Annotated in this window: 23 protein-coding genes and 1 other RNA gene; 12 read left to right on the top strand and 12 right to left on the bottom strand. The window is 39.6% G+C overall.

The features are described 5' to 3' along the window. Positions 1-169 precede the first annotated feature (169 nt). Positions 170-2,713, top strand: a complete 2,544-nt coding sequence (locus M1F25_RS14365) for an N-6 DNA methylase (protein WP_105881188.1) — start codon at positions 170-172, stop codon at positions 2,711-2,713. Further along, the gene (locus M1F25_RS14360) at positions 2,700-3,485 is read left to right on the top strand and encodes a retron system putative HNH endonuclease (RefSeq protein WP_105881187.1); all 786 of its coding nucleotides are present in this window, start codon (positions 2,700-2,702) and stop codon (positions 3,483-3,485) included. Before M1F25_RS14365 ends, M1F25_RS14360 begins: the two co-directional genes overlap by 14 nt. A 68-nt stretch (positions 3,486-3,553) precedes the next feature. Here the strand turns inward: M1F25_RS14360 and M1F25_RS14355 are convergent, their stop codons facing one another. The 3 genes from M1F25_RS14355 to smpB all read right to left on the bottom strand — a co-directional run bounded on the left by M1F25_RS14355 (position 3,554) and on the right by smpB (position 5,852). After that, a complete protein-coding gene (locus tag M1F25_RS14355) occupies positions 3,554-4,774 on the bottom strand; it encodes an integrase domain-containing protein (RefSeq protein WP_181488190.1) in 1,221 nt (406 codons plus the stop codon). Between the two features lie 183 nt (positions 4,775-4,957). Then, positions 4,958-5,321: a transfer-messenger RNA gene (gene ssrA, locus M1F25_RS14350) on the bottom strand. A 48-nt stretch (positions 5,322-5,369) separates the two neighbouring features. Beyond that, positions 5,370-5,852, bottom strand: a complete 483-nt coding sequence (smpB, locus tag M1F25_RS14345; protein WP_004265004.1) for an SsrA-binding protein SmpB — start codon at positions 5,850-5,852, stop codon at positions 5,370-5,372. Positions 5,853-6,005: 153 nt separating this feature from the next. Between smpB and M1F25_RS14340 the strand changes: the two genes are divergently transcribed. Further along, a complete protein-coding gene (locus M1F25_RS14340; RefSeq protein ID WP_036959027.1) occupies positions 6,006-6,440 on the top strand; it encodes a type II toxin-antitoxin system RatA family toxin in 435 nt (144 codons plus the stop codon). Further along, on the top strand, positions 6,424-6,729 hold the full coding sequence (locus M1F25_RS14335) for an RnfH family protein (protein ID WP_004265002.1): 306 nt from the start codon (positions 6,424-6,426) through the stop codon (positions 6,727-6,729). The genes M1F25_RS14340 and M1F25_RS14335 overlap by 17 nt, the downstream gene beginning before the upstream one ends. A gap of 173 nt (positions 6,730-6,902) precedes the next feature. Here the strand turns inward: M1F25_RS14335 and bamE are convergent, their stop codons facing one another. The 3 genes from bamE to nadK form a co-directional block, all read right to left on the bottom strand. Continuing rightward, the gene (bamE, locus tag M1F25_RS14330; protein ID WP_004265001.1) at positions 6,903-7,295 is read right to left on the bottom strand and encodes an outer membrane protein assembly factor BamE; all 393 of its coding nucleotides are present in this window, start codon (positions 7,293-7,295) and stop codon (positions 6,903-6,905) included. A 112-nt stretch (positions 7,296-7,407) separates the two neighbouring features. Further along, positions 7,408-9,069, bottom strand: a complete 1,662-nt coding sequence (recN, locus tag M1F25_RS14325; RefSeq protein ID WP_112308256.1) for a DNA repair protein RecN — start codon at positions 9,067-9,069, stop codon at positions 7,408-7,410. An 86-nt stretch (positions 9,070-9,155) separates the two neighbouring features. Beyond that, on the bottom strand, positions 9,156-10,055 hold the full coding sequence (gene nadK, locus M1F25_RS14320) for an NAD(+) kinase (RefSeq protein ID WP_094961682.1): 900 nt from the start codon (positions 10,053-10,055) through the stop codon (positions 9,156-9,158). 101 nt (positions 10,056-10,156) lie between these two features. Between nadK and grpE the strand changes: the two genes are divergently transcribed. Continuing rightward, positions 10,157-10,750 carry a nucleotide exchange factor GrpE gene (gene grpE / locus M1F25_RS14315; RefSeq protein WP_004264998.1) on the top strand — a complete coding sequence of 198 codons (594 nt, stop codon included), beginning with the start codon at positions 10,157-10,159 and terminating at the stop codon, positions 10,748-10,750. Between the two features lie 53 nt (positions 10,751-10,803). Here grpE and ung read toward each other — a convergent pair whose 3' ends face one another. Further along, positions 10,804-11,484: a uracil-DNA glycosylase gene (ung, locus tag M1F25_RS14310; protein WP_181488188.1), complete on the bottom strand. Its 681-nt coding sequence runs from the start codon at positions 11,482-11,484 to the stop codon at positions 10,804-10,806. Between the two features lie 380 nt (positions 11,485-11,864). Between ung and grcA the strand changes: the two genes are divergently transcribed. Beyond that, complete coding sequence (grcA, locus tag M1F25_RS14305; RefSeq protein ID WP_036959024.1) at positions 11,865-12,248, top strand: autonomous glycyl radical cofactor GrcA; 384 nt, start codon at positions 11,865-11,867, stop codon at positions 12,246-12,248. Between the two features lie 158 nt (positions 12,249-12,406). Beyond that, entirely contained in the window at positions 12,407-13,852 is a 1,446-nt protein-coding gene (locus tag M1F25_RS14300; protein ID WP_112308257.1) for an ankyrin repeat domain-containing protein, read from the top strand. Positions 13,853-13,884: 32 nt separating this feature from the next. On the opposite strand, the gene srmB is transcribed toward M1F25_RS14300, so the two are convergent. From srmB to M1F25_RS14280, 4 genes are all read right to left on the bottom strand, one after another. Further along, entirely contained in the window at positions 13,885-15,222 is a 1,338-nt protein-coding gene (gene srmB / locus M1F25_RS14295) for an ATP-dependent RNA helicase SrmB (RefSeq protein WP_181488186.1), read from the bottom strand. 191 nt (positions 15,223-15,413) lie between these two features. Then, positions 15,414-16,619 carry a sodium/glutamate symporter gene (gltS, locus tag M1F25_RS14290; protein ID WP_181488184.1) on the bottom strand — a complete coding sequence of 402 codons (1,206 nt, stop codon included), beginning with the start codon at positions 16,617-16,619 and terminating at the stop codon, positions 15,414-15,416. 644 nt (positions 16,620-17,263) lie between these two features. Next, a complete protein-coding gene (gene hutG / locus M1F25_RS14285) occupies positions 17,264-18,181 on the bottom strand; it encodes a formimidoylglutamase (protein WP_112308258.1) in 918 nt (305 codons plus the stop codon). A 2-nt stretch (positions 18,182-18,183) separates the two neighbouring features. Continuing rightward, positions 18,184-18,915 (bottom strand): IclR family transcriptional regulator, encoded by a 732-nt coding sequence (locus tag M1F25_RS14280; protein WP_181488182.1) that lies wholly within the window; start codon positions 18,913-18,915, stop codon positions 18,184-18,186. A gap of 158 nt (positions 18,916-19,073) precedes the next feature. Here M1F25_RS14280 and trmN point away from each other — a divergent pair, with 158 nt between their 5' ends. Beyond that, positions 19,074-19,808: a tRNA(1)(Val) (adenine(37)-N(6))-methyltransferase TrmN gene (trmN, locus tag M1F25_RS14275; protein WP_181488180.1), complete on the top strand. Its 735-nt coding sequence runs from the start codon at positions 19,074-19,076 to the stop codon at positions 19,806-19,808. Between the two features lie 30 nt (positions 19,809-19,838). Here the strand turns inward: trmN and nadB are convergent, their stop codons facing one another. Beyond that, entirely contained in the window at positions 19,839-21,434 is a 1,596-nt protein-coding gene (gene nadB, locus M1F25_RS14270) for an L-aspartate oxidase (RefSeq protein WP_164455436.1), read from the bottom strand. 394 nt (positions 21,435-21,828) lie between these two features. On the opposite strand from nadB, the gene rpoE reads away from it, so the two are divergent. Genes rpoE through rseC form a run of 4 tightly spaced genes read left to right on the top strand, consistent with a single transcriptional unit; the run spans position 21,829 to position 24,507 of the window. Beyond that, positions 21,829-22,407, top strand: coding sequence for an RNA polymerase sigma factor RpoE (gene rpoE, locus M1F25_RS14265; RefSeq protein ID WP_004264984.1), 579 nt, complete (start codon positions 21,829-21,831; stop codon positions 22,405-22,407). Positions 22,408-22,465: 58 nt separating this feature from the next. Next, positions 22,466-23,089 (top strand): anti-sigma-E factor RseA, encoded by a 624-nt coding sequence (rseA, locus tag M1F25_RS14260; protein WP_110591977.1) that lies wholly within the window; start codon positions 22,466-22,468, stop codon positions 23,087-23,089. Next, positions 23,089-24,039 (top strand): sigma-E factor regulatory protein RseB, encoded by a 951-nt coding sequence (gene rseB / locus M1F25_RS14255; protein ID WP_004264982.1) that lies wholly within the window; start codon positions 23,089-23,091, stop codon positions 24,037-24,039. Before rseA ends, rseB begins: the two co-directional genes overlap by 1 nt. Positions 24,040-24,042: 3 nt before the next feature. Continuing rightward, a complete protein-coding gene (gene rseC / locus M1F25_RS14250) occupies positions 24,043-24,507 on the top strand; it encodes a SoxR-reducing system protein RseC (protein WP_004264981.1) in 465 nt (154 codons plus the stop codon). The last annotated feature ends 178 nt before the right edge of the window (positions 24,508-24,685 follow it).

The raw sequence follows: 24,685 nt of genomic DNA, 5'->3' as shown, positions 1-24,685 counted from the left end.
TGTGCTAGTAGAAAATATATGCCAAAACGCTTAGGTATTAAACGGCTATAGAGTCTGACTGAAAATGGCTATGTTGAATTGTTTTTTGACTTGATGAAATAGAATAAAAATAAGGATACCTAAAGAATTTTGGGTTACTTAATTTCCTATGCTTAAAATGAGATAAAAAATGATAAATGATGATGACCTAAAATTGGCTAAAGCTCAGGCAAAAGAAATATGGAAGATACTTGATTATGTTCGAGGAGCATCACCTATATCAGACTATAGCTCGTTAGCATATTCAATTTTATTCATACGCTATCTGCAAGCCAATACAGGCCAGCATTTTGAGGCACCAAGATTCGGTACTTTTGATGTAATCGCCCAATACTCTTACGATCTGGTAAATTATGGAGTTAAACTTGGCTTAGTTCATAGCGAGATATCTCAATTTCTTAGTGGTTACTTAGAGAATACACTACGTTCATTTGACAATATTGACGATTCTTTTGTCCGTGCTGCAATGACCGATAATTTATTCAATAAAAATCCTTCAATAATGTCTCATTCTTTATCGGAACTAGATTTGCTTTTTGCCGAGAATGAAGGTAAATCAGGAGGTGAGTTTTATACTCCTAGAGATATCAATCAATTGGTTAAAGTATTAGGATTGAGTTATCAACCAAAGTCAATATGCGACCCGTTTGCAGGTGCTGGAAATACGGCCTTTTCTTTCGCCAATACTAGTACTGGTAGTACTGAAAAGGTCAACATTGACACTCAAGAAATTAATAAAAGTACTTACTTTAAACTAATAATAAGTAGAACTATTAGGCAAATAGAAGGTCGAGACTATTTCGGTGATTCCTTATCACAACCATTATATCAAAAAAACAAATATGACTTAATTGTTTCTTTCCCACCTTTTGGTATGAAAATCCCTAAAGGTACTCGAAATGATATTTACTATAAAACTAGTAATCGGTGGCTAGGTATAGCTGAAATATTGCCAGAAAGTAGAAGTGACTGGTTTATAACATTATCAATGCTTCCAGCTCTTTCTGATAGCGGGAAGATACTAGTAGGTATGTCACTTGGGGCTTTAACCAGAACAGGTTCCGAGGCCAAAGTCCGTGAATATTTAGTCTCTTGCGGCATCATCGAGCAAGTAATTCTTTTACCTAAAAATATTTATTATTCTACGGCTATCTCAACTGTACTTCTTGTTCTCAACTCAGGAACAAATAGCATAAATGACAGAAGTATTAAATTTGTCGATGCTTCATTGTTTTACAAGCCTGCTCGTGGTCGAAATACTCTTACCATAGAAAATATCAATGAGATCGTAGAGGCTTGCAATAAAGATGGCCGATTTAGTATTAGCTCACCTCATAGCCAAATAGCAGATAAAGATTTTAATTTAGATCCCTCTCTTTATGTTCGCAAGAATCTAACAATTAGTGAAATTTCTTTGAAGAATTTTAGGGGATATTCTGACTTTAAAGTTTCGATGCACCCCTCTTTAAATGTATTGGTTGGAGAGAACGGCGTAGGGAAAACATCAATATTAGAAGCATTAGCATGTGGTCTTGGCCCTTTCCTTACAGCTATGCCTGATGCAAAAGGAAAACATATAAAAAAATCAGATATACGCATAAGTTCAAAAGGAATTGCAAATTACGCTCGTATATCGATTGAAACAACATCTAGTTTAAGCTGGGATCTAGTGGCAAAGGGGGTTGATGTTTCCGAGCCCCCTAAGATAGGAACAACAGCATTAACTAGCTACGCTACTCACATTGTAGATAGTCAGTCTGAATATCCACTCATCGCTTATTATGGGACTAACCGAGCCCTTACCCCAACAAGCTCTAAAGTTGCAATAAATCCATTTGAGAAAGAAAATCGAGGTGAAGGTTACGACTTCGCTTTGGATGCTAAAGTTAATTACGGTATTTTAAAGAACTGGTTTTCAAAAATAGAGGTTGATGAGCTTCGAAAACGTGATGAATTAAAAGATCATAAATTTATTCACCCAGCTAAGAGACTTGTTTCAGAAGCTGTTTACCAGATAGTTGATCGAGCTACATGCTTGGAGTTCGATAAAAATAGTAACGATGTTATGGTTCATTGGAAAAATGAGCAGGATGAGTATGTAAAACTAACATTGGAACAACTAAGTGAAGGGTATAGAAATATGGTATCCCTAACTATTGATCTAGTCAGACGTGCTTATTTACTTAATCCTACTAAGCCGGAACCACTAACCATTAACGGGATAGTTTTAATTGATGAAATTGAACTTCACTTGCATCCTAGATGGCAACAAAAGGTTTTAAATGATCTTACTAATTTGTTTAAGAATATCCAGTTTATTGTCACGACACATAGTCCTCAGGTCTTAACAACGATAAAAGCCGATTGTATTCGCATTGTTTCTGTCAATACTAACGAGGCAAGATTAGTAACAGGAACTACAACTTACGGTTCTGAAAGCTCAAGGATGCTAGAAGATGTTTTAGGTGGTAATAATAGAGCCCAACATCTTGATATTGTTAAGAAATTAAATCGTTACACGGAGTTGGTAGAGGCCGATGAATGGGATACAGATGAGGCATTAGAACTCAAAAAAGAGTTATATAAATGGGGAGGGCAGACTGAAGATGAACTTCAAAAATTAGAAACTGATATTCGTATTCGTGAGTTTGAGCGTCATAATGAAAAAAATTAATAAGCTAGATGAGCCAAATCGACTTGGTGTGTTTAGATGTACTCATCCTAATGCTTTGTGGGAGAGGGATAAAAGCTCTACTACAGAGGCTTTTCGCTGTTGCACTGCAAGATATCAGGAAACTCTTCAACAATTACGTACGGATCAAGGCAATTTATGTGCATATTGTGAACAGGACTTAATGTCAGGAACAGATGGGGCATTAGATGACTGCCGCATTGAGCATTTTCACCCTAAGTCAAAACGAGAACGGGGAGAACCTAATTGGGCTCTGGAATGGGGAAATTTATTAGTTGTTTGCTGTGGCGGAAATCAAAGTAATGTTGTTAATTCTGAGCAAAGATTTGATACTGATCGAAAAAATTATTCTTGTGATGTACCAAAGAGTGACAAAATTTTAGATGGCATTATCTTAAATCCACTTAACCTTCCTGAATTAAATCTTTGGAAGTTTGATCGTTCTTCGGGACAGATTTCCGTAAATGAAGATTCTTGCTTAGAGCTCGGCATAAGTGTTGGAATGGCACACCAAACAATTAAGGAGCTGAATTTAAATTCCCCTAGATTAACTAGATTCCGAAAGACTGTTCTAGATAATATCAACGATCAAATTACAAAAATGTTGAAGAATGGACAAACAGTTGAGCAGGCTGTTAGTTTTATTGCTAGATCACTCCTCAGAAAAAATGGATCAGGTGATTGGCCCTCTTTTTTTAGTGCTATACGATCTTATCTAGGTCAACCGGCTGAGCTTGTTTTAGGTGATGTATAGTTCTATGGCGTTATAAACCAGCTCAAATTTGAGCTGGTTTATAACAGCTACCCAACTAGCGATATCCCTCAGATCCCACCATCAATAATACTTCCTCTATCTGCTGCCTCAATAAAATCAGCCCACCATTGCATCATGGGGCGTCTTTGCTCTAGGTAGTCACTGCGATTATAGGCGCGTCTAACTTCGTTTTTATCAACGTGGGCGAGGGCGGCTTCGATAACATCAGGTGGAAAGCCTTGCTCATTGAGAGCGGTACTAGCAATTGAACGTAGACCGTGAGAAACCAATACGCCACCGAATCCAGCACGTTTTAGTGCAGCATTGACGGTTTGGCTGTTCATTGGTTGGGTAGGCTTGATTCGGCTAGGAAAAATAAACTCACGATTACCACTTAATGGTTTCATTAGCTCTAAAATAGCTAAAGCAGCGTCAGATAACGGAACAGTGTGCTCACGGTTCATTTTCATTCTAGCAGCCGGTATCTTCCATTCCTTGGTTTCAAAGTTGATTTCGTCCCAACGGGCTTCAGCGGCTTCGGCAGGGCGTGATATGGTGAGTAATTGCCACATAAACAAACATCTAGTGGGCAAAATAATATTAGCTGTACGCATCGTTTGCATCAGTTGCGGTAATTGCTCAGGGCGAATACTTGGCATATTTTTTTTCTTTGGTTTTTCAAAAGCCTTACCAATGTTGATACTTGGAACAGCATCAATTAATCCAGTATTTTGAGCATAGATCATCACTTCGTTGATACGTTGACAAAGGCGACGAACAGTTTCTAATGCACCTCTAGCTTGAACCGGTTGTATTGCTTGAACCAAGATATGGGCTTTAATATCGGTAACACTAATATCGCCAATAGCGGGGAAGACATCTCGTTCAAGTGAACGCCAAATATCATTACCGTAATCTTCAGTTACGGTGGACTTCTTCACTTCCCACCAACGTTCAGCGACAAGTTGAAAGGTATTTGCCTTTGCTTCTAAGGTGTTACGGACTTGCTCTTTATGGTGATCTTGTGGGTCTATCTGTTTTGCGAGCAGTGTTCTTGCTTCAAGGCGATAACTACGAGCATCAGCAAGACTTACGGCAGGGTAAGAACCAAGGCCCTTTTTAGCTCGCTTTTTAGTGATAGGGCGAATGTAGCGAAATGACCACAGCTTGCTGCCATTGGATTTAACCAATAGTTCTAATCCATCACCATCATAGAGGACATAATCACTCTGTTTTGGTTTTGCTGCTTCGATCTCTTTTACGGATAAAGGTTTGGTTTGTCTTGCCATTTTTGATGTTCCATTGTTTTTAGGCACCTCAAAAACTATAAAGGTTTGCGAGGTGCCTATCAAGGTGCCTAAGATAATTGGATTTAATTAGGTGACATCAGACTGCGCAGGACATAAAAAAGCCCGCAACTCATTGAATTAGCGGGCTTTTCAGTCTTCTTTGGACGTCCTTAGAAGATAATTTGGTGGAGCTGGCGGGAGTTGAACCCGCGTCCGAAATTTCTACATCCTCGGTACTACATGCTTAGTCTAGTCTTTGAATTCATTTGCCAGCTGCGGACAGACACGCCACCAACAAACTATCCTGATTAAGTTTAACGCTTCAACCCCAGGCAAGGCATCCACGCGATCTCTTTTGGGTTTGACCTCTCTTGATCCCCGTCCTAAGAGCGGAGGCTAGGGAGAGAGGGCTCTAAGCAGGTTATTAAGCTGCTAAAGCGTAGTTTTCGTCGTTTGCGACTATTTTTTTGCGGCTTTTTACGAGGCCAACCGCCCCTCGGCATGCACCTTGGGTTTCGCAAATCCCGTCGAATCCAGAATCAGCCCCAAGTTGTTGAGCGCAGTATAACAGAAAAATACTCTATAAAGCTAGAGGTTAGCGATTAGAATGTTTCATTATACGTGCTTTATCGAGTTGCCATTCACGTTCTTTAATATCAGAACGCTTATCGTGAGATTTTTTACCTCTGGCAACGCCGATTTTAACTTTACACCATGCATTTTTCCAGTAGAGAGAAAGTGCAATAACGGTATAACCTTCGCGGTTAACTTTACCGTAGAGTGTATCTAATTCACGTTGATTTAAAAGTAATTTTCGGCTACGAGTTGGGTCGCACACAACGTGCGATGATGCAACAGTCAGCGGTGTGAAGTTTGCACCGAATAAATAAGCTTCGCCGTCCCTTAAAAGAACGTAGCTATCTCCAATGTTGGCTTTGCCCGCACGGAGTGATTTGACTTCCCAACCTTGCAGGGATAGACCCGCCTCGAACTCCTCTTCGATAGAATATTCGTGGCGAGCACGCTTGTTCATAGCAATTGTTGCTGAACCGGGTTTATATGGTTTTTTCTTTGTCATAGTGCAATCATTATACTGTAAGCTGAGTTGAAAGAAATCTTTCTAAGCTGATATTTTTTTGATTGTGCAAATCTTGCCCTATGTGGGTTTTGTTTTTTGTTTAACCAATCAAAGATGGTATTATACGCTCAGTTTTTGGGGATAGGAATTGATATGCCACAGATTAGTCGCTCTGCGTTGGTCCCTTTTAGCGCAGAACAAATGTATAAACTCGTTAATGACGTTATTTCATATCCGAGCTTTTTGCCGGGGTGTGTAGGTAGCCGAATTATTAGTCATAGTTCTGAAGAAATGACCGCTTCTGTTGAAGTGTCAAAAGCAGGCATTAGCAAAACTTTTGTCACAAAAAATGTGCTAGAGGATAACAAGTGCATTCATATGCAACTTGTGGAAGGGCCATTTAGTAAATTAGCTGGTGGTTGGAAATTTATTCCTTTAAGCCCTGATGCTTGTAAAATCGAGTTTCACCTTGATTTTGAATTTACAAATAAATTGATAGAACTTGCATTTGGCAAAATTTTTAAGGAATTAGCTAATAATATGGTTCAAGCCTTCACTTTAAGAGCAAAGGATGTATACAGTGTCTGAGCTGAATATTGAAGTGACATATGCGCTTCCTGAAAAGCAATTTTTGCTATCAGTAAAAGTGAAAGAGGGGGCGACAATAGAAGAAGCAATACTAGCTTCTGGTATTTTAGCTCTTAGAGATGATATTGATCTTAAAAAAAATAAGATTGGTATTTATAGTCGCCCTGCTAAATTGACAGATTTAGTGCAAGATGGGGATCGTGTTGAGATTTATCGACCTTTGATTGCAGACCCAAAAGAATTACGTCGCAAACGAGCGGAAAAGTCTAAAGAAGTTAAAAATAAGTAAACCGATTATACGTAGCGAACCGAGCAAAGCTCGGTTTTTGTCTTTAAATTTATTTATACAAGTTGAGTCTAAATAAATTTTTAATAAAGATACTCATAATAACAACCCGCCTGAATAAGTCCTTCATAAAACAGGTTGTTACTATCACACTAGGTGGTTCTTAGTGTTTGTGGTTAGTCAGCTGTTTTAGTTTCTGATGCTTTTGTTTCAGCAGCTTCCATTGATTCCTGCGCGGCAAGATTTTTCTCGTTTTTGATGTCAGTAAGAATACCATTGCGATCAAAAATCAGAGTCAAAGTTTCTTGCTGAACTGGGTCATGCCCTAGTTCTTGGCGGAAAACATAATACCAAGTCTGAGTACCAAACGGGTCAGATAACATTGGCGTGCCCAAAGTATAAGCGACCTGTTGCTGTGTCATTCCTTTTTGGATCTTAGCAACATCTTTCGCTGTGAGGTAATTACCTTGGTTAATGTCCGGGTGATAGACAAGACGTTCCATCATTGAACAGCCCGTAGACATTAATGCGAGTGATAGTGCGGCAGCAGTTAACAATTTATAACGCATGGATATCTCATTCCTTTTGGAGTCAGAACATCAATGATAATCGACATTGATACAATTTAAAACCTTCCTTATCGACTCTAAGACCACATGAGCGTAAAAAAGTTGTCAAAAATTATGCTGCAAGTAACTCTTTTGCGTTGGCTAGTGTATTTTTGGTGACTTCTGAACCTGCCAAAAGGCGCGCAAGCTCTTGTAATCTAGATTTTTTATCTAATAGCTGCATATGAGTTTCAGTTTCAACGCCATTAGTTTCTTTGCTTACATAAAAATGATGATGTCCACAACCTGCAACTTGAGGTAAATGCGTTACACACATGACTTGAGTTGATTCACCTAACTCACGTAATAACTTACCAACAATAGCGGCTGTTGGTCCGCTAATACCCACATCGACCTCATCAAAAATTAACGCTGGAGTATCCATTTTCTTAGCGGTAATAACTTGAATAGCTAGTGCGATACGCGATAGTTCACCACCTGAAGCAACTTTAGCGAGCGCCTGATGTGGCTGACCTGGGTTCGTTGTAACATTGAATTCTATCTTACATGCACCATCAACCTGCAATTGTTCTGGTATAAATTTCACATCAATAGTAAACAGACCATGAGGCATTGAAAGTTGATGCATACTGTTGGTAATTAGTGTGCTTAACTCTTGGGCATAATGCAGTCGCACATGGTGTAAACGCTCTGCACAAGCTAATGCTTTTTGATGATCGATAGTAACTTGCTCGTTTAAAGTTTCACAATCTTCGTTTTGATTAGCAATTTGTTCTTGCTCAGTCAATAACTGTTGAAATAGTTCAGGTAGTGCCTCGGGGCTAACATGATGTTTTCGAGCTAAGCTAATTTGTTTAGAGATACGTTGCTCAAGTTCAAATAAACGGTTGGGATCAAGTTCGTATTGATCGCAATAATGTTTTATTTCATCACTGACTTCACTGACTTGTATTGATGCTTCTTCAAGCATATCGAGAAGTTCTGAAAATTTCGGATTGAGAGCAACGAGATCAGTCAATTCATTTTTTGCCATATTTAATAAACTAATGACGTTCGCATCATCATTTTCAGATAGTATGTGCGTGGTTGTTTGACCAATAGATAAAAATTGCCCATGATTAGCGAGTTGTTTATATTCTTGGTCTATCTCTTCAAATTCTCCTTGAACAGGAAGGAATTCGTTCAGTTCTTTTAGATGATATTCCAGCAACTGTTGTCGAGATTCACGCTCTTGCATCTCTTTTTGAAATACGGCTAATTGTTGGCAGGAGTCGTGCCATGTTTTCCATGCTTTTTTCATTTGAGCAAGTAGTTCTTGCTGGTTTGAATAGGCATCAAGCAGGGACTTTTGATGAGTGTTATCTAGCAAGAGTTGGTGCGCGTGCTGGCCATGAATTTGGATCAGTAATGTACCGAGTTCTCTAAGTTGTGATAAAGGTACAGAAACGCCGTTAATAAAACCTCGGGAACGGCCGTCAGGAGAGATAGTCCGACGTAATAAGCACTCATTTTGGTTATCAAGTTGGTGCTCAATAAGCCAATTAGCAGCCATCTCAGCATCAACTAAGGAAAAACGGGCACAAAGATCAGCACGCAGTGCACCAGGGCGTACCATATTGGCTTCACCCCGATTACCTAAACATAGGCCAAGAGCATCAATAGCAATGGACTTACCCGCACCTGTTTCACCGGTTATGGCTGTCATACCATTACGGAAATCAATTTCTAATTCACGTACGATTGCAAAATTATTGATTGTTAGTTGGGTAAGCATCTACGCTCTCCTGTAAAAATACACACCTGTGTTTTAATACAGTGTATGACTGTTTTTTTATACAGTAAAGAGGCAGAATGAAAAAATTAAAAAGTTTTTTTAGCCCAGCCTAATTTTGAACTTAATGTATTGAAATAATTGTAATCTTGTGGATGAACTAAATTAAGATTTTTATTACTACGTTTAACAATAACTTCCTCTCCATCCTGAATAGGGAGCATAATTTGGCTGTCACAGCTGACTTCATAATCAATATTTGTTCGTAAAAACTTCAACCGAATACTGCTGTTGCTGCTAATCACCAGTGGTCTGGAGGATAAGGTATGTGGAAACATTGGAACTAATACAATAGCATCCAAGTTTGGGGTTAAAATAGGGCCACCTGCGGAAAGAGAATAAGCTGTAGAACCTGTTGGTGTGGCGATAATCAAACCATCAGAACGTTGAGAAAAGGCAAATTTTTCATCAATGTAAACCTCGAATTCGATCATATGCGCAACTTTGCCTGGGTGCAGAACAATCTCATTAATTGCGGTGCTTTTACGTGCTTTTTGGTTAGCTTTAATGACTTGTGCTTCTAGTAAAAAACGTCTTTCTTCGCGGTATTTTCCTTCAAGAACACTTGAAAGTTGTTGCAATGCATTATCAGGGTCTAAATCAGTAAGAAAACCGAGATTACCACGATTTACACCGATCACTTTATTATTATACCGGGATAAAATACGAGCAGCGCCAAGCATATTGCCATCCCCGCCAACGACGACAACTAAATCAGCCTGTTGGCCTATTTCAGTTAATGTACCAGTGTTGGCATTATCTAATTTTAAATCTTTAGCAACTTGTTTATCGATAATGGCATGATAATTTTTTGAAATTAACCAATGGTATATTAATTCATGAGTTGCCAATGCTTCAGGATGCCTAGGGTGCCCGACAATGCCTATCGTTTTAAAATGTGGTAGTGCTGTATTATTGTCCTTTCGCATACTTTTTTGGCCTCTGATTGTATGACTTCCCTTGAATCCCTGTATTAGATCCCCATAATACTCTCATATATGGGATTAATGCTAAATACGCGGAGATATTCATGAGTAGTAAAGACCAAAACATGCATGATGAGCAAGCTTTTGAACAAAATGAATCACAAAAAGTTCAAGCTGAGCAAGAAGCCAGCGTTCAACAAGCTGATGAGTTACAAGCAGACGAACAAGCGTTAGCCGCGCGTATTGCTGAGCTTGAGCAACAGTTAGAAGCTTCACAAAAAACTGAACGTGAAGCGATGTTACGTGCACACGCAGAAATTGAAAATATTCGTCGTAGGACTGAGCAAGATATCGAAAAGGCACATAAATTTGCACTGGAAAAATTCTCAAATGAATTATTGCCAGTGATTGATAACTTGGAACGTGCAATAGAAGCTGCTGATCACGAAAGTGAAGAGTCTAAAGCGATGTTAGAAGGTTTAAATTTAACGTTAAAAACCTTTTTAGATGCAGTGGCTAAGTTCGGTATTGAGCCTGTCAGTGAAGTGAATGTGCCATTCAACCCTGAAGTTCACCAAGCGATGACGATGATTGAGTCACCTGATCACCAAGCTAATCATGTGATTGATGTGATGCAAAAAGGGTACACGTTAAATAACCGTTTACTCAGACCTGCAATGGTTATTGTGTCTAAATAATCGATGAAATGGGATACGTGAGTATCCCATTTTTTCTTGTCCGCAATTTGAAATTATTCGCTAATTACAGGTGTCCAATCTATAGGTTTTTTGCCTTGCTGAGCTAAAATTTCATTTGTTTGTGAAAAATGCCCACAACCTAAAAACCCGCGATGAGCAGAAAGTGGGGAGGGATGTGGGGCTTTCAGAACATGATGGCGTTTAGTATCAATAATTTTACCTTTTTTCTGGGCATGAGAGCCCCAGAGTAAAAAGATCACGCCCTCGGTATTTTCATTAATTGCTTCAATAACTTTATCTGTAAATGTTTCCCAACCTAAATGTGCATGGGAATGGGCATTGCCTTGCTCGACGGTGAGGACGGTGTTAAGGAGTAAAACACCTTGTTGAGCCCAACTGAGCAAGTACCCATGATTAGGTTTTTGAAAGCCACTAATATCTTTTTCTAGCTCTTTATACATATTGACTAATGATGGTGGTGGCTTAATTCCTGGGAGTACGGAAAAAGAGAGGCCGTGAGCTTGCCCTGGCCCATGGTAAGGGTCTTGCCCAAGGATAACAACTTTAATATCAGAAAGCTCGGTATACCTAAATGCATTAAAAACGTCGTCTTGAGCAGGATAGATAATTTTACCATTTTTGCGTTGTTCTGCTACATAAGCCAACGTTTCTTTGAAATAAGGTTTTGATTTTTCAGGGCCAATAACATCGTGCCACGTAATGGAGTTTGACATGAAATATTCCATAACAATGAATTTAAGAAGGAACAATTATATGAACCAGTTGATAGCTATAAGCTTACTGGTTCATGAGGGAGAGATAAAGCCCTGATATTGAGTATTAATCTTTAAAAAAAATTGAAAATATATAAAAATAGTTAAAAAAGTGAATTATGAATTTTGATTTAAATCATAATGTTGGGTTGGTCGAATTAGTTACTAAGCGGAATAATTGATAAATATCAAAGAAAATAGGGGATCTAGCTGGTATAAAATACCTATATACATTGGTTAGACCAAATATCCAATTACAAGTTTTCATAAGATTGATGGTTAATGTAGCTTCGATTTATTAAGCAAATCGAATGCAATCTAGCTCGAACGTGGAGGTCGACATGATTACAGGTATTCAAATTACTAAAACTGATAATGCAGCATTGATGAATTCGTTTTGGTTACTGGATGACGAAAAAAATGAAGCTCGTTGTGTTTGTGCGAAAGCCGATTATAACGAAGGGCAAATCGTTGCTAAAGACGAATTAGGTGCTTTTGAGTATCGTGAAGTTCCTTTAGAAATGAAACCAACTGTACGTGTTGAAGGTGGTCAGCACTTAAATGTTAACGTATTAAGTCGTGAAACATTAGAAGATGCAGTTAAAAACCCAGAAAAATATCCACAATTAACAATCCGTGTTTCTGGTTATGCAGTGCGTTTTAATTCATTAACGCCTGAACAACAACGTGATGTTATTACTCGTACTTTCACTGAAAGCTTGTAATAAATATTAAATGTAATTACATCTAGTAATGCATAATAAATTCTAAAGCCATTGTTACCAATGGCTTTTTATTTGTTCCTAATAAAGTTGATTATTTCCCACCTTGGTTATTTGTATTTCAATATTCTTCCAACAAATACACTTGTTAGGGAGAATTCATGTCACTACCAACACTACAAACATTATCAAAAAAAGATGAATATATTTTTGTTAGAGAAAACTTAAATATTTATTTGCAGCACCAACATCAAGAAATTAAACCTTGTATAACAGATTTATGGCCTAAAGAGATATTAAGAGAAGACTTCTTAGGAGGTCATGCACAACAAAATGACTATATTTTGGCTCTATTAGCGCAAGGTGCTTATCATAAAAATTGGCGGAATATTCAGGGTGTTGAAAGATTAAGTAATAAAGAGATTTTTGATCTCGGAATTAATGCGGAACTATTAAACGACGAGCAAACAGGTTTTCAAGCTAATATCTGTCGATTTAATGATTTATATATTCTTTGTTTTGCTGGTACTAACGATATTATCGATTTTTACAGTAATATTCGTCAAGGCCTTGGTTTTTATGAGTCTCAATATTTTCAAGCTGTTGGTTTGATGAATGTTTTATTCAATGCAGTTAATGGAAACACAATTTGTACAGGGCACTCATTAGGTGGAGGATTGGCATCAATAGCGGCGTTAGCGAGTCAATCACCCTGTATCGCATTCAGTCCTGCAGGGCTGGCAAAAAATACTATTAATAATATTGGGATTGATTATCACGTTGCTGAAAAAATGGCACAAGAAGGGTTGATACGTTATTACACGGTGCAATATGATTGGCTCGATGGATTACAAAACTCTTTACCGATCCCTTCTGCGTTGGGAAATTGTATTAAAATGGCTTATAGCGAACATAGCTCTTGGAAAAATTGGTTACCCACCCGTTTATTAACAAGAAGTTTTATTGCTCATTCAATGCTTAAAATTATTAGGGTTATGTGCAAACATAAGCCATGGAATAATTGGAATGCAATCACAGGTGAATATAATAAAGTACAAGAAATACCACTAGAAATATTTCCAACTAAAGAAGAAAAACAGGAAATGAGTTGGCAGGAATGTTGTGAAAGTGCTATCAAAAAAGGAAATATAACGGAGTTTTCAGCACTTTTATCATTAGACCACAAACCTTGTGACATTAGTTTATTGGCACAACAATCAGTCAGAACAGTTAATGGGCAATTTATGGCAGCCCTAATGGAATCTCAATATGGTCAAACAATTAAAATGTTTCAATCCAGAGGCCAAAAAAGTATTTTGCATTTAGCTGCGCAAAATGGCCGTCTTATACAATCGCAACTTTTATTAAAAAATGGATTAACAGTGAATATTAAGGATAGTTTGGGGAACACACCTTTACATGATGCGTTAAATAGCCATGCACTTGATGTTGCTACATTACTATTGGAAAATGGAGCCGATTGGCGAATTAAAAATAATAAAGGCTTAGATTGTAAGGATATACTTGGTAGCCATATTATTAAGTATGATTTGCTAACTCATGAAGGCAAACAAATGCGAGATAAAGTTTTTCAAATGATGGGCTAAATAAAAAACGGGCCTAAACCCGTTTTTAGTGACTAGCTTTTATCGCTAGCTGTTGGTATAGAAGGGCTAGCAGGAGTACGACGTTTACCAATATTTTTCTTATCGCGATGGCGTACTTTTTCTTTTTTCTTAGCTTGTTCTTCTTTTTTCTTTTCTTTACGCTTAGCAAGCACTTTCTTCGACGGTTTTGGCTTATTTAGCATCGCTTCTGAAGGGGCTTTAGTTGTTGGACGTAAAGAATCAACCACACGAATTTTGATAGGTTCTTCAATATAACGAGTAATTTTACCCAATAATGGGAAGTCATGCGCTTCGACTAAGGAAATTGCGGTTCCTTTACGTCCAGCTCGGCCGGTACGGCCAATACGGTGCAAATACACATCTGCAGTTCTAGGTAAGTCAAAGTTAAAAACATGGCTAACGTTTTCGATATCTAAGCCACGGGAAGCAACATCTGTTGCAACGAGTACTTTAACTTGGCCATCAACTAGGCGACGTACAGCTTCATTACGCTTAGCCTGCGGCATTTCACCTTCAAGATAACAAGGTTCGATACCCGCTTCACGTAACCATTGGACTAATTCGCGCAAACGCTCACGCTTACGCACAAAGACGATAGCTTTGGTGACTTCATCTTGTTTTAACAAATGGCACAGTAATGCCGTTTTATGCTCTAGTGTGTCAGCACGGTAATGAAATTGCTGAATTTTTTTACGTTCACGGCGTGAAGGGTCGGCGTCAATTTCAATTGGGTCTTCTAATAAGCGCTCAGCAAAGTCACGAATAGCTTCGCCTTCAAGAGTTGCAGAAAACAGCATGGTCTGCTTGCGCCAGCGCGTTTCGCCTGCAATTGTTTCTATGTCATTGGCAAAACCCATGTCGAGCATGCGGTCAGCTTCGTCGAGGATCAAAATCTCAACTGCTCGGCAGTCAAAGTTTTCTTCTTTAATATATTGGAGTAGACGGCCTGTTGTTGCGACGACAATGTCTTGATTTTCGCTGAACACTTCAGCGTGATTCATATAAGCAACACCACCCGTGATTGTTGCAATATCGAGGTGATTATGGGCACATAATTCTTTTGCTTGGTCAGCAACCTGCATGGCTAATTCACGAGTTGGCGTGACAACTAGAACGCGAGGTGGCCCTGATTTCTTTCTAGGGAAATCAAGTAAATGTTGGATCGCAGGTAGTAAAAACGCGGCGGTTTTACCTGTACCTGTCGGGGCTGAACCTAATACATCGCGGCCATCCATTGCAGCAGGAATAGCTGCCGCTTGAATCGCGGTTGGACGTTGATAGTCTTTATCTGAAAGCGCATCAATTAGGCTTTCATCAAGTTCAAGTTCAGTAAAAGTGGATGCAGTCATGATATACCTCTATTTGGGGCGCTGATTATAAACAGGTTAGCAAAATTGTTCACCTGAAAAAATCAGCTTTGCTCAAGTGTAACTGTTTTCACTGTGGACAGGGAGCGATATATCAATGTATGTGAGTGAAATATAGAGAAGATAAATAATTGAAGGAGGAAAGAGCTTTTCCTCCTTCATGCTTATCTAACTTAGCCAAGTATATTAATTAACCATGTATGATAAGGAATACCAACTAAGTCAATGAGCACGGCACCACTGAGTGGCACAATCATGAAAGCTTTCATTGACACTTGTTTGTAACGTTCACAAACAGAGGACATATTCGCCATTGCATTTGGCGTCGCACCTAAGCCGTGCCCCATTAGGCCTGCACACATTACTGCGGCATCGTAGTTTTTGCCTAATAAGCGGAAAATGACAAAGACAACTAATAGAATTAAAATAATCACTTGCGCCAATAGAATGGTGAATAATGGCAAAGCAACAGCTTTTAGCTCCCATATTTTCAATGACATCATCGCCATAGTCAAAAATAGGCCAAGCGAAACTTCAGAGATAAGGTCAACCGACTTTTGGTTAATACGGAATAATTCTACTTGGTCATTAATATTGCGAATAACAATCGCAATGATCATTGCTCCAACATAGCTCGGCAAAGAAAACCCGGTTGCTTTGGTAAATTGCGCTGAAGCGAATTGACCAATAACCATAATTCCAAGAACAAGTGCTAGCATTTTTAAAAAGGCGTGAGCATCGATGGATTCAATTTTTCCAGCAATGGTTTCAGGAACTTGAACTCGCTCAACATTTTCATCAGCTTTAATCTGCACGTTAAATTTCTTAATTAAGAACGTTGCAATCGGACCACCAAGTAAACTTCCTGTAATTAGGCCGAATGTTGCTGCGGCAATTGCGGCAACCGTTGCGGATTGCACGCCAAGGCCCTCAGCCATGCCACCAAAGGCTGCTGCACCACCATGTCCCCCAGTAAGAGAAACGCCACCAGCCATGATACCAATAACGGGATCAACACCGAGTAAATGAGCAAGGCCTGCACCAAAGGTGTCTTGGAAAATAACCACAAACCAGCAGATAAACAGGTAGATAAAGAGTAACCGACCACCACTTTTTAAAATACGGAAGCTGCCGTCAATACCAATAGTGGTAAAGAAAGCGACCATTAAGAAGGTTTGTAAACTGGTATCAAAATTGATTTCGGCCAGATTAAATGATTTGAGCCCCCAAATAATCAAACTAACCAGAAAGCCGCCAATGACGGGAGAAGGGATACAAAAGCGCTGTAGCCATTCGATACGTTTCTTTAAGTGGATCCCCATGAGTAAGCAGATCACCGTTAGGAAGAGGGTGGAGAGTGTGTCGAGGTGTAGAATCATATTTTTCCCTTTTTAACTGTTGTCTTTCACGCTACAGCGTTGTTGGCCGCGCTCCGTTACCCTAGTCACATACTTTTGTATGCTCCTAGGGATAACGTCACTTGCCGCCTAGCTGTAACGCGAAATTCAATAGTTAAAAACCATTAAGTTATTGCGCTACAGCGTTGTTGGCCGCGCTCCGTTACCCTAGTCACATACTTTTGTAGCTCCTAGGGATAACGTCACTTGCCGCCTAGCTGTAACGCGAAATTCAATAGTTAAAAACCATTAAGTTATTGCGCTACAGCGTTGTTGGCCGCGCTCCGTTACCCTAGTCACATACTTTTGTAGCTCCTAGGGATAACGTCACTTGCCGCCTAGCTGTAACGCGAAATTCAATAGCTAAAAACCATTAAGTTATTGCGCTACAGCGTTGTTGGCCGCGCTCCGTTACCCTAGTCACATACTTTTGTAGCTCCTAGGGATAACGTCACTTGCTGCCTAGCTGTAACGCGAAATTCAATAGTTAAAAACCATTAAGTTATTGTGTTACGGCTAGTTTGATAATCAACTTCAAAGCTATTTTTATTGTGGTGTTTGAAAATTAATAATCTTAACAGCGTGAGAAACAGTGTATTTATCAGTCGAGTTGTTGTGTTGTTTTATTAGAATAAATATTGGTATATCAAATAAGCCGCGAGTTTGGCGGTATGGTTGTCAATATCAAATTCAGGATTACATTCTGCGATATCAAAAACCGCAATTTTTTGGCTGCTCTTGATAATGGCAAACAATTCATCAAAAATTTCAGTAGAAATGCCTTTTGGTGCTGGTGCACTAACGCCCGGCGCAATAGCAGCAGAAAATACATCTAAATCAACGGTGACATATAAATAGTCTACTTCGTCAATAAATTTTTTAATTTTTTCAATCGCTTGAGGTAGCTTGGAATAAGCGAGTTCTTTATCGCGGATATATTGGCAACCTAGCGTATCTGCGGTATCGAATAATACTTTTGTATTGCCATGATCTGCGATGCCTAAACATAAATATTTGAAAGAGCGTTGGTGTTGCTGGCACAACATGGCTGATTGTAAAAATGGAGTGCCAGAAGTGGCGACAGGGGCTTCACGCAAATCAAAATGTGCATCAAAGTTAATAATACCAATCGTTTTACCCGCTTGATGTTGTTCAACGTAGTCAAACAGGCCCTGGAAGCTCGCAAATGCAACTTCATGACCGCCGCCAAGGACAATCGGTTTTTGGTTATCAGCGAGGAGAGCGATAAGTTGGTCGGATAAACGGCGTTGTGCTGCTTCTAAATTGCCATCATCACAGCGAATTGTACCGACATCTTTGATTGCAAGTGGTTGATGAATAGGCAAACCTGCCAGTTGATGACGAATTGCATCAGGGCCTGCTTTTGCACCTTGGCGGCCTTTATTGCGTCGAACGCCCTCATCAGAAGCAAAACCAATTAATGCAAACTTGGCAGGTGTGTGTTTATTAATGACTTGGTGGATGCGCAAATGTTCTTGTGTTTCACCATCTGTGCGCCCTTGCCATTGGAAAGGTTGTGTCATAGTTACTCCAAGTTAATTAATTTAGTGATGTTATGCGCTGTTTGGCGGGTGTGCGTGATAAATTCATCCACGCGATGTGTAGAGCGAAATTCAGGTGCCATAACTGAAACGACAGCTAACACATCATTACCTTTGAAAATCGGTGCAGAAACACCCAGTACGCCTTCATCGATTTCACTCACAGACATGCCGTAACCTTGTTTGCGTATCTGTTGTAAATCTTGTTGTAGCTTTATTTTTTGTTGTTCAGTGGTTAACTGCTTTGTATGAGCTTCAAGTACTTGGTTTTGATAGAGTTCATGACGAAAAGCTAACAATGTTTTCGCACTTGCTCCTTTAACTAAAGTATTGCCCCGGCCAATAATAAAAGAGCAGCGCAGCGCTTGTTCACTCTCAATCATGTCGACACAAATGGTCTCTCGTAAATTTGAGGTGATAATCGCCACGGTTTCTTGGGTTTTTTTCGCTAAAGTTTGCAGTTCTTGTTTAGACGCGCTCATCAATAAACTGTGGTGATAGTATTTTTCTTGATTTTTGATACTCTGCGAGCCAACACAGTATGTTCCATATTGTTTTGCGTGAGATACAAATTCCCAATCTATGAGAATTGTTAGTAAACGATAGACGGTTGATAATGGGATCTCTAACGCTGATGAGATAGACTGTGGCGTCACTGGAGATGCGCAAGTTGTGATGTAAGAAAAGATGTCTAAGGTTCTATTTATACTGTTCATGGCATCTCCTTTTTTTCGAACTTATCAGTAAATTTTTTTCGTCTCAAATATAATTCTCATATTATGAGAATTATATTGTAGCAAATAGGTTAAATTATGACTTTTATTTGCTTAGTATGAGAATGTTCGAACAAGTATTAGCCAATTAGAGTGTTTGCATGTGTAAGCAAAAAAAGAATTACCGTAAAGGCGGTTTTACGTTTAAACAGTTTTTTGTGGCTCATGACCGATGTGCGATGAAAGTGGGGACGGATGGTGTGCTATTGGGGGCTTGGGCTCCTGTAGACGGTGTTCAGTCTGTATTGGATATTGGTAGCGGTAGTGGGCTAATAGCATTGATGCTAGCACAAAGAAATGCAATGTTATGTGTTGATGCCGTCGAGTTAGATAGTGACGCGGCAGTGCAAGCACAAGAAAATTTTATTGAATCCCCATGGGCGGATCGTTTACATGTCATCAATCAAGACATTGTGAGTTACAGCCAGTTGTCATCGGTTCAATATGATTTGATTGTGAGTAACCCACCTTACTTTGAACCTGCGGTTGCGTGTCGGGATGAAAAACGAGACCAAGCGAGATATACCGCGACATTAACTCATGATGTATTACTCGAAAGTGCAAAATCCTGTCTTACATCTCATGGACTATTTTGTTTAGTGCTGCCCTATGAAGTTGGTGAAAAAATACAGAAGATGGCTGAGAATTCAGGTTGGTTTACCGCTTTTCGCGTCAATGTTAGTGATAAACCTACAACGGTCTACCATCGCATGCTATTGGGCATTCAACTGCAAGAGATACAAACACAAGTGACATCGCTGGTACTCAAAGATGAAAAGGGTGAGTATACCGATGAATTTCGTAAACTAATTCAGCCATTTTATGTGAAATATTAAAGCCGGCTCAAAGGCCGGCCCTAGCTCATGTTATTCAGGTTTTAAAATAGTGGGGCCTGAATTAGGAAGTGGTTCTGGGTAATCCAAGGTGTAATGTAATCCACGGCTTTCTTTGCGTTCTAATGCACAACGAACCATTAATTCAGCGACTTGAACTAGGTTACGTAATTCAAGTAAGTTATTTGAAATGCGGAAATTTGCATAGTAGTCGTGAATTTCTTGCTGCAATAGATGGATGCGACGCAGTGCGCGCTCAAGCCGTTTTGTGGTTCTCACAATTCCCATGTAATCCCACATAAATAAGCGTAATTCATGCCAGTTATGTTGAATAACAACCTGTTCATCTGAGTTATGCACTCGGCTTTCATCCCATTCAGATAAATAGGGAATTTCGTCGATCTGTTTAATCGTTTTATTAATATTTTCTGCCGCCGCCCAACCATATACCAAGCATTCTAATAGAGAATTGGATGCCATACGGTTTGCACCATGTAAGCCAGTGTAGCTCACTTCGCCAATTGCATAGAGATTCGTGATATCAGTCATACCCGTTTCATCGACAATTACACCACCGCATGTGTAATGGGCCGCTGGGACGATAGGGATGGGCTCTTGAGTGAGGTCTAACCCTAAAGTCATCAATTTCGCATAAATAGTCGGGAAATGGTTTTTAACGAAATCGCTAGGCTTATGGCTAATGTCCAAATACATGCAATCAGCACCAAGGCGTTTCATTTCATGGTCAATAGCTCGTGCAACAACATCGCGAGGAGCAAGTTCACCGCGATCGTCGTGATCTGGCATAAATCGGCTACCATCAGGACGCTTGAGGTAAGCCCCCTCACCACGTAATGCTTCAGTTAATAAGAAATTGCGTGCTTGTGGGTGAAATAAACACGTTGGGTGGAATTGATTAAATTCAAGGTTAGCAACACGGCAGCCAGCCCGCCACGCCATTGCGATACCATCACCAGAAGAAATATCTGGATTCGTGGTATATTGATAAACTTTAGCCGCGCCGCCCGTTGCTAGAACAATCGTTTTCGCTCGAATGGTTTCAACTTGCTCTTTTTGGCGGTTCCATACGTAAGCGCCTAAAATTCGTGGCGATTCAGCCTCATTAGAAAGGATAAGGTCGACGGCATTATAGCGTTCTTTAATATGAATGCTTGGGTGGGCAAAAGCGAGGTCAACTAACGTGGTTTCAACTTCTTTTCCTGTGGCATCAGCATGATGGAGGATCCGCCGATGACTATGGCCACCTTCACGGGTTAAATGATACTGTGTTTCACCGCTTTCGGTAATTTCAGTATCGAATAAAACACCTTGGTCGATAAGCCATTGCACGCAATGTTTCGCATTGGAGGCAATAAACTCAACAGCTTCTTTCTGGCAGATACCTGCACCAGCAATTAGCGTATCTTCTACATGGGATTCGATGCTGTCAGTGTCATCAAAAACGGCGGCAATACCACCTTGTGCATAATATGATGCCCCTTCGCTGAGGCTGCTTTTACTGAGAATGGTCACTTGATGAAAAGGGGCGAGCCGTAAGGCAGCTGAAAGTCCTGCGACACCACTCCCAATGATTAAAATATCAGTGTAATGCTGTGTGGATTCGTTCATAAGTGTTTGCATGTATATAATAGTATGTATTGAGTTTTTTATGTTAGCCTATCGAGTGTCCTATTGCTATTAGTGGATGGTTGTTAATGCACAGTATATTGACCTAGCGCTATTTACGTATTCAAATGCTTTTAGTGTGATAGCTATCGCATTCGCGCCTAAAATCTGTATGCTGTCTTATAGGCCTGAAAGAATATTATAGGCAGTTGTTTTAATAAGGATCTTTAAGATCGTCTCAGTAATTTTTTTATCAGTTTTGTAAATTTTTGACTATTTTTTTAGATTAAATTGAACTTCAACGAGTTCTACTACTCAAAGTAGTGCTTGCTTTAGGAAGGGAGAACATGATCAAGTTAACATATTATCGGCCTGAATTCGGGAGATACTTCCTGGAATGAGCGAGCAACTGACCGACCAGATTTTGGTTGAAAAGGTACAAAAAGGCGATCAACAAGCTTTCAACTTATTGGTGATAAAATATCAGCATAAAGTCGCAAGCTTAGTATCCCGCTATGTACCGCAAGCAGATGTGCCTGACGTTGCGCAGGAGTCATTTATAAAAGCTTATCGCGCCATTGGTTCGTTTCGTGGTGACAGCGCATTTTATACTTGGCTTTATCGGATTGCGGTAAATACAGCTAAAAATTATTTAGTTGCCCAAGATAGACGCCCACCTGCGTCGGACTTGGAAGCGAGTGATGCAGAAAACTTTGAAACCGCTGGTGCCTTAAAAGAAATTTCGAACCCAGAGAACTTAATGTTGTCTGATGAATTAAAGAAAGTTGTTTTCCGGACCATCGAATCGCTGCCAGAAGATCTTAGAATGGCAATTACTCTCCGCGAGTTAGATGGTTTGAGCTATGAAGAAATCGCAGAAATAATGGATTGCCCTGTTGGCACCGTACGTTCTCGTATTTTTAGGGCAAGGGAAGCGATTGATAATAAAGTTCAGCCTCTGATTCAACAGTATTAGTCTGTTAAATCAGTCAATTAAATATAATTGTGATGCAATTAACTGAAGGTAATTGGGCATGCAAAGAGAGAAACTTTCCGCAATGATGGATGGCGAAGTACTAGACTTAGAACTGGTCAACGCTATTTCACGTGATTCAACGTTAAAACAACGTTGGGAGAGCTATCATCTTATTCGTGATACTCTGCGTAACGATACTAATGAAGTCATGCACTTCGATATTGCAAGTAAAGTTGCGGCAGCATTAGAGAATGAAGCTGTGCGTATTAATCCTCAGGTAGTTGTCGAATCGCAGCCAGAGCCTGCGACTTGGGGGGCTTTCCCATTCTGGGGTAAAATTCGTCCTTGGGCGAGCCAGCTGACTCAAATTGGTGTTGCAGCTTGTGTGTCTTTGGCGGTTATTGTTGGGGTTCAACAATACAACCAAAGTAATGCCGTTGACTCACCGGTTGATGAGCCAATGTTTAATACTATTCCTGTTGGTAGCGGGGCGCCAGTTAGCTTAAATATCTCAGATAACCAATTATTTGGTAATGAGCAGCAAATTCAACAAGTTGAGCAACAAAATCAACGTATTAATGCGATGCTGCAACAGTATGAAATTGAAAGACGCTCGATGCTTAACCAGCAATATCAAGAGTCTGTAAAACCTGCGTCTTCAGCAGGAGTTAAATTGCAATAATGAACAAATGGTTATCCGTCATCTGCCTGACGGGCAGCCTGATTATTTCTAATCAAGCTTCGGCATCTGAACTAGATGCCGATGTTCTTTTTAAAGAAATGGGAAATGCTGCCCAGAACCTCTCTTACGAAATGTCTTATATGACATTCAGTCCGCAATCAATAACACCTGTACGTTACCGCCATGCCATCATTAATGGTGAACCTGTTTCACAAATGATCCAAATGGATTCATCGCGTCGTGAAATTGTTCAAAAAGGCAATAGCATCAGTTACTTTGAACCTGGTTTTGATGCATTCAGCTTAAATGGTAAATATATAGTTGATAATTTACCATCAGTAGTTTTTGCCAATTATCAACAGATTAAACCTTATTATAATTTTATTGATGCAGGGCGGACCCACATTGGCGATAGGCCAGCATTAGTAATTCGCATAATATCGAAAGACAATTCTCGGTTTAACTATGTAGTATTGATCGATGAAGAAACGAAATTGCCATTACGTATCGACCTTCTCGATAATAATAGCCAAACATTAGAACAATTTCGTGTGATCTCGACGGTGCTAGATAGCCAAACAGTTAAGGATTCATTACTTGCGTTAAGTAAGGTGAATATGCCGCCATTATTGATTTCCCCTAAAAATGGAAATCCTTCCTTTAAGTGGCAAGTTGGCATGTTACCACCTGGTTTTGAAGAAATATCCCGTTCTTCGCGAAAATTAGCTGAAGATGACGTGGTAGAAACCGCAATGTTTAGTGATGGTTTATTTACCTTTTCTGTAAATGTGACAAAATCGACTAAAGGCCCGTTACTCGATCAACCGCTTCAAAATGGGCGTCGAACTATTTACACAATGACGCAAAAGCAAAATGTCATCACTATCATTGGTGAATTACCATTAGCAACAGCACAAGTGGTAGCAGGTAGTATTCAGTTTCGGGAGTAAATTATGGTAAAAGAGTGGGCAACAGTAGTCCGTTGGCAAAACGGTAGGGCTTTATTGCGCTATGGTTCTTCATCTGGCTGTGGTAGTTGCGGTGCTCGTAAAACCTGTGGTTCTTATGCTTTAAGCAAAATTGGGCCAAATACGGAACATGAATTAGAAATCGCAATTGAACAACCACTAGTTGAAGGGCAGAAAATTGAAGTGGGCATCCCTGAGGGGAGTTTAATTCGCTCAGCGCTGTTAGTTTACTTAACACCCATTTTGGGGTTGTTTATTTTTGCAGGCTTAGCGCAGGCGTTTGATTTTGAGCAGTTCTGGATAGCGATTTCAGGTGTAATTGGTGGTATTATTGGTTTTTATGTCGCGCGTAGGCTAGCGTCAAATTTGCGCGATGATGAAGCTTTTCAACCTGTTGTTTTACAGATAGGGTTGCCTCCGAGCGAGCTTTCAGTACAAATTAATTGTTAAATTTCAATATGTTGAGTTAGAAGGTTAATTTGATATTATCAATAGAAAGGGGAACATATGTTTCCCTTTTTTGTGGATTAGAATTAATTAACATACAAATAGTATTATGGCTAATAAAGTCATTAACATATTTTGTCTGTTTTGAGTTAGAAATTACAATAGATTGATTATGGCTATA

The organism is Providencia sp. PROV109 (genome assembly GCF_033681625.1).
Lineage (GTDB): Bacteria > Pseudomonadota > Gammaproteobacteria > Enterobacterales > Enterobacteriaceae > Providencia > Providencia hangzhouensis.
The sequence above is the reverse complement of the archived record's forward strand: the minus strand, read 5'-3'. Positions and strand labels throughout refer to the sequence as shown.

Coding starts and splice junctions, on each gene's coding strand:
- srmB (WP_181488186.1), bottom strand. CDS start 15,222: ATGACTGCATCCACTTTTACTGAACTTGAACTTGATGAAAGCCTAATT.
- trmN (WP_181488180.1), top strand. CDS start 19,074: ATGTGTAAGCAAAAAAAGAATTACCGTAAAGGCGGTTTTACGTTTAAA.
- hutG (WP_112308258.1), bottom strand. CDS start 18,181: ATGACACAACCTTTCCAATGGCAAGGGCGCACAGATGGTGAAACACAA.
- M1F25_RS14365 (WP_105881188.1), top strand. CDS start 170: ATGATAAATGATGATGACCTAAAATTGGCTAAAGCTCAGGCAAAAGAA.
- nadB (WP_164455436.1), bottom strand. CDS start 21,434: ATGAACGAATCCACACAGCATTACACTGATATTTTAATCATTGGGAGT.
- M1F25_RS14355 (WP_181488190.1), bottom strand. CDS start 4,774: ATGGCAAGACAAACCAAACCTTTATCCGTAAAAGAGATCGAAGCAGCA.
- smpB (WP_004265004.1), bottom strand. CDS start 5,852: ATGACAAAGAAAAAACCATATAAACCCGGTTCAGCAACAATTGCTATG.
- rseB (WP_004264982.1), top strand. CDS start 23,089: ATGAACAAATGGTTATCCGTCATCTGCCTGACGGGCAGCCTGATTATT.
- recN (WP_112308256.1), bottom strand. CDS start 9,069: ATGCTTACCCAACTAACAATCAATAATTTTGCAATCGTACGTGAATTA.
- M1F25_RS14360 (WP_105881187.1), top strand. CDS start 2,700: ATGAAAAAAATTAATAAGCTAGATGAGCCAAATCGACTTGGTGTGTTT.
- grcA (WP_036959024.1), top strand. CDS start 11,865: ATGATTACAGGTATTCAAATTACTAAAACTGATAATGCAGCATTGATG.
- bamE (WP_004265001.1), bottom strand. CDS start 7,295: ATGCGTTATAAATTGTTAACTGCTGCCGCACTATCACTCGCATTAATG.
- M1F25_RS14300 (WP_112308257.1), top strand. CDS start 12,407: ATGTCACTACCAACACTACAAACATTATCAAAAAAAGATGAATATATT.
- gltS (WP_181488184.1), bottom strand. CDS start 16,619: ATGATTCTACACCTCGACACACTCTCCACCCTCTTCCTAACGGTGATC.
- rpoE (WP_004264984.1), top strand. CDS start 21,829: ATGAGCGAGCAACTGACCGACCAGATTTTGGTTGAAAAGGTACAAAAA.
- rseC (WP_004264981.1), top strand. CDS start 24,043: ATGGTAAAAGAGTGGGCAACAGTAGTCCGTTGGCAAAACGGTAGGGCT.
- ung (WP_181488188.1), bottom strand. CDS start 11,484: ATGTCAAACTCCATTACGTGGCACGATGTTATTGGCCCTGAAAAATCA.
- rseA (WP_110591977.1), top strand. CDS start 22,466: ATGCAAAGAGAGAAACTTTCCGCAATGATGGATGGCGAAGTACTAGAC.
- M1F25_RS14335 (WP_004265002.1), top strand. CDS start 6,424: ATGTATACAGTGTCTGAGCTGAATATTGAAGTGACATATGCGCTTCCT.
- grpE (WP_004264998.1), top strand. CDS start 10,157: ATGAGTAGTAAAGACCAAAACATGCATGATGAGCAAGCTTTTGAACAA.
- M1F25_RS14340 (WP_036959027.1), top strand. CDS start 6,006: ATGCCACAGATTAGTCGCTCTGCGTTGGTCCCTTTTAGCGCAGAACAA.
- nadK (WP_094961682.1), bottom strand. CDS start 10,055: ATGCGAAAGGACAATAATACAGCACTACCACATTTTAAAACGATAGGC.
- M1F25_RS14280 (WP_181488182.1), bottom strand. CDS start 18,915: ATGAACAGTATAAATAGAACCTTAGACATCTTTTCTTACATCACAACT.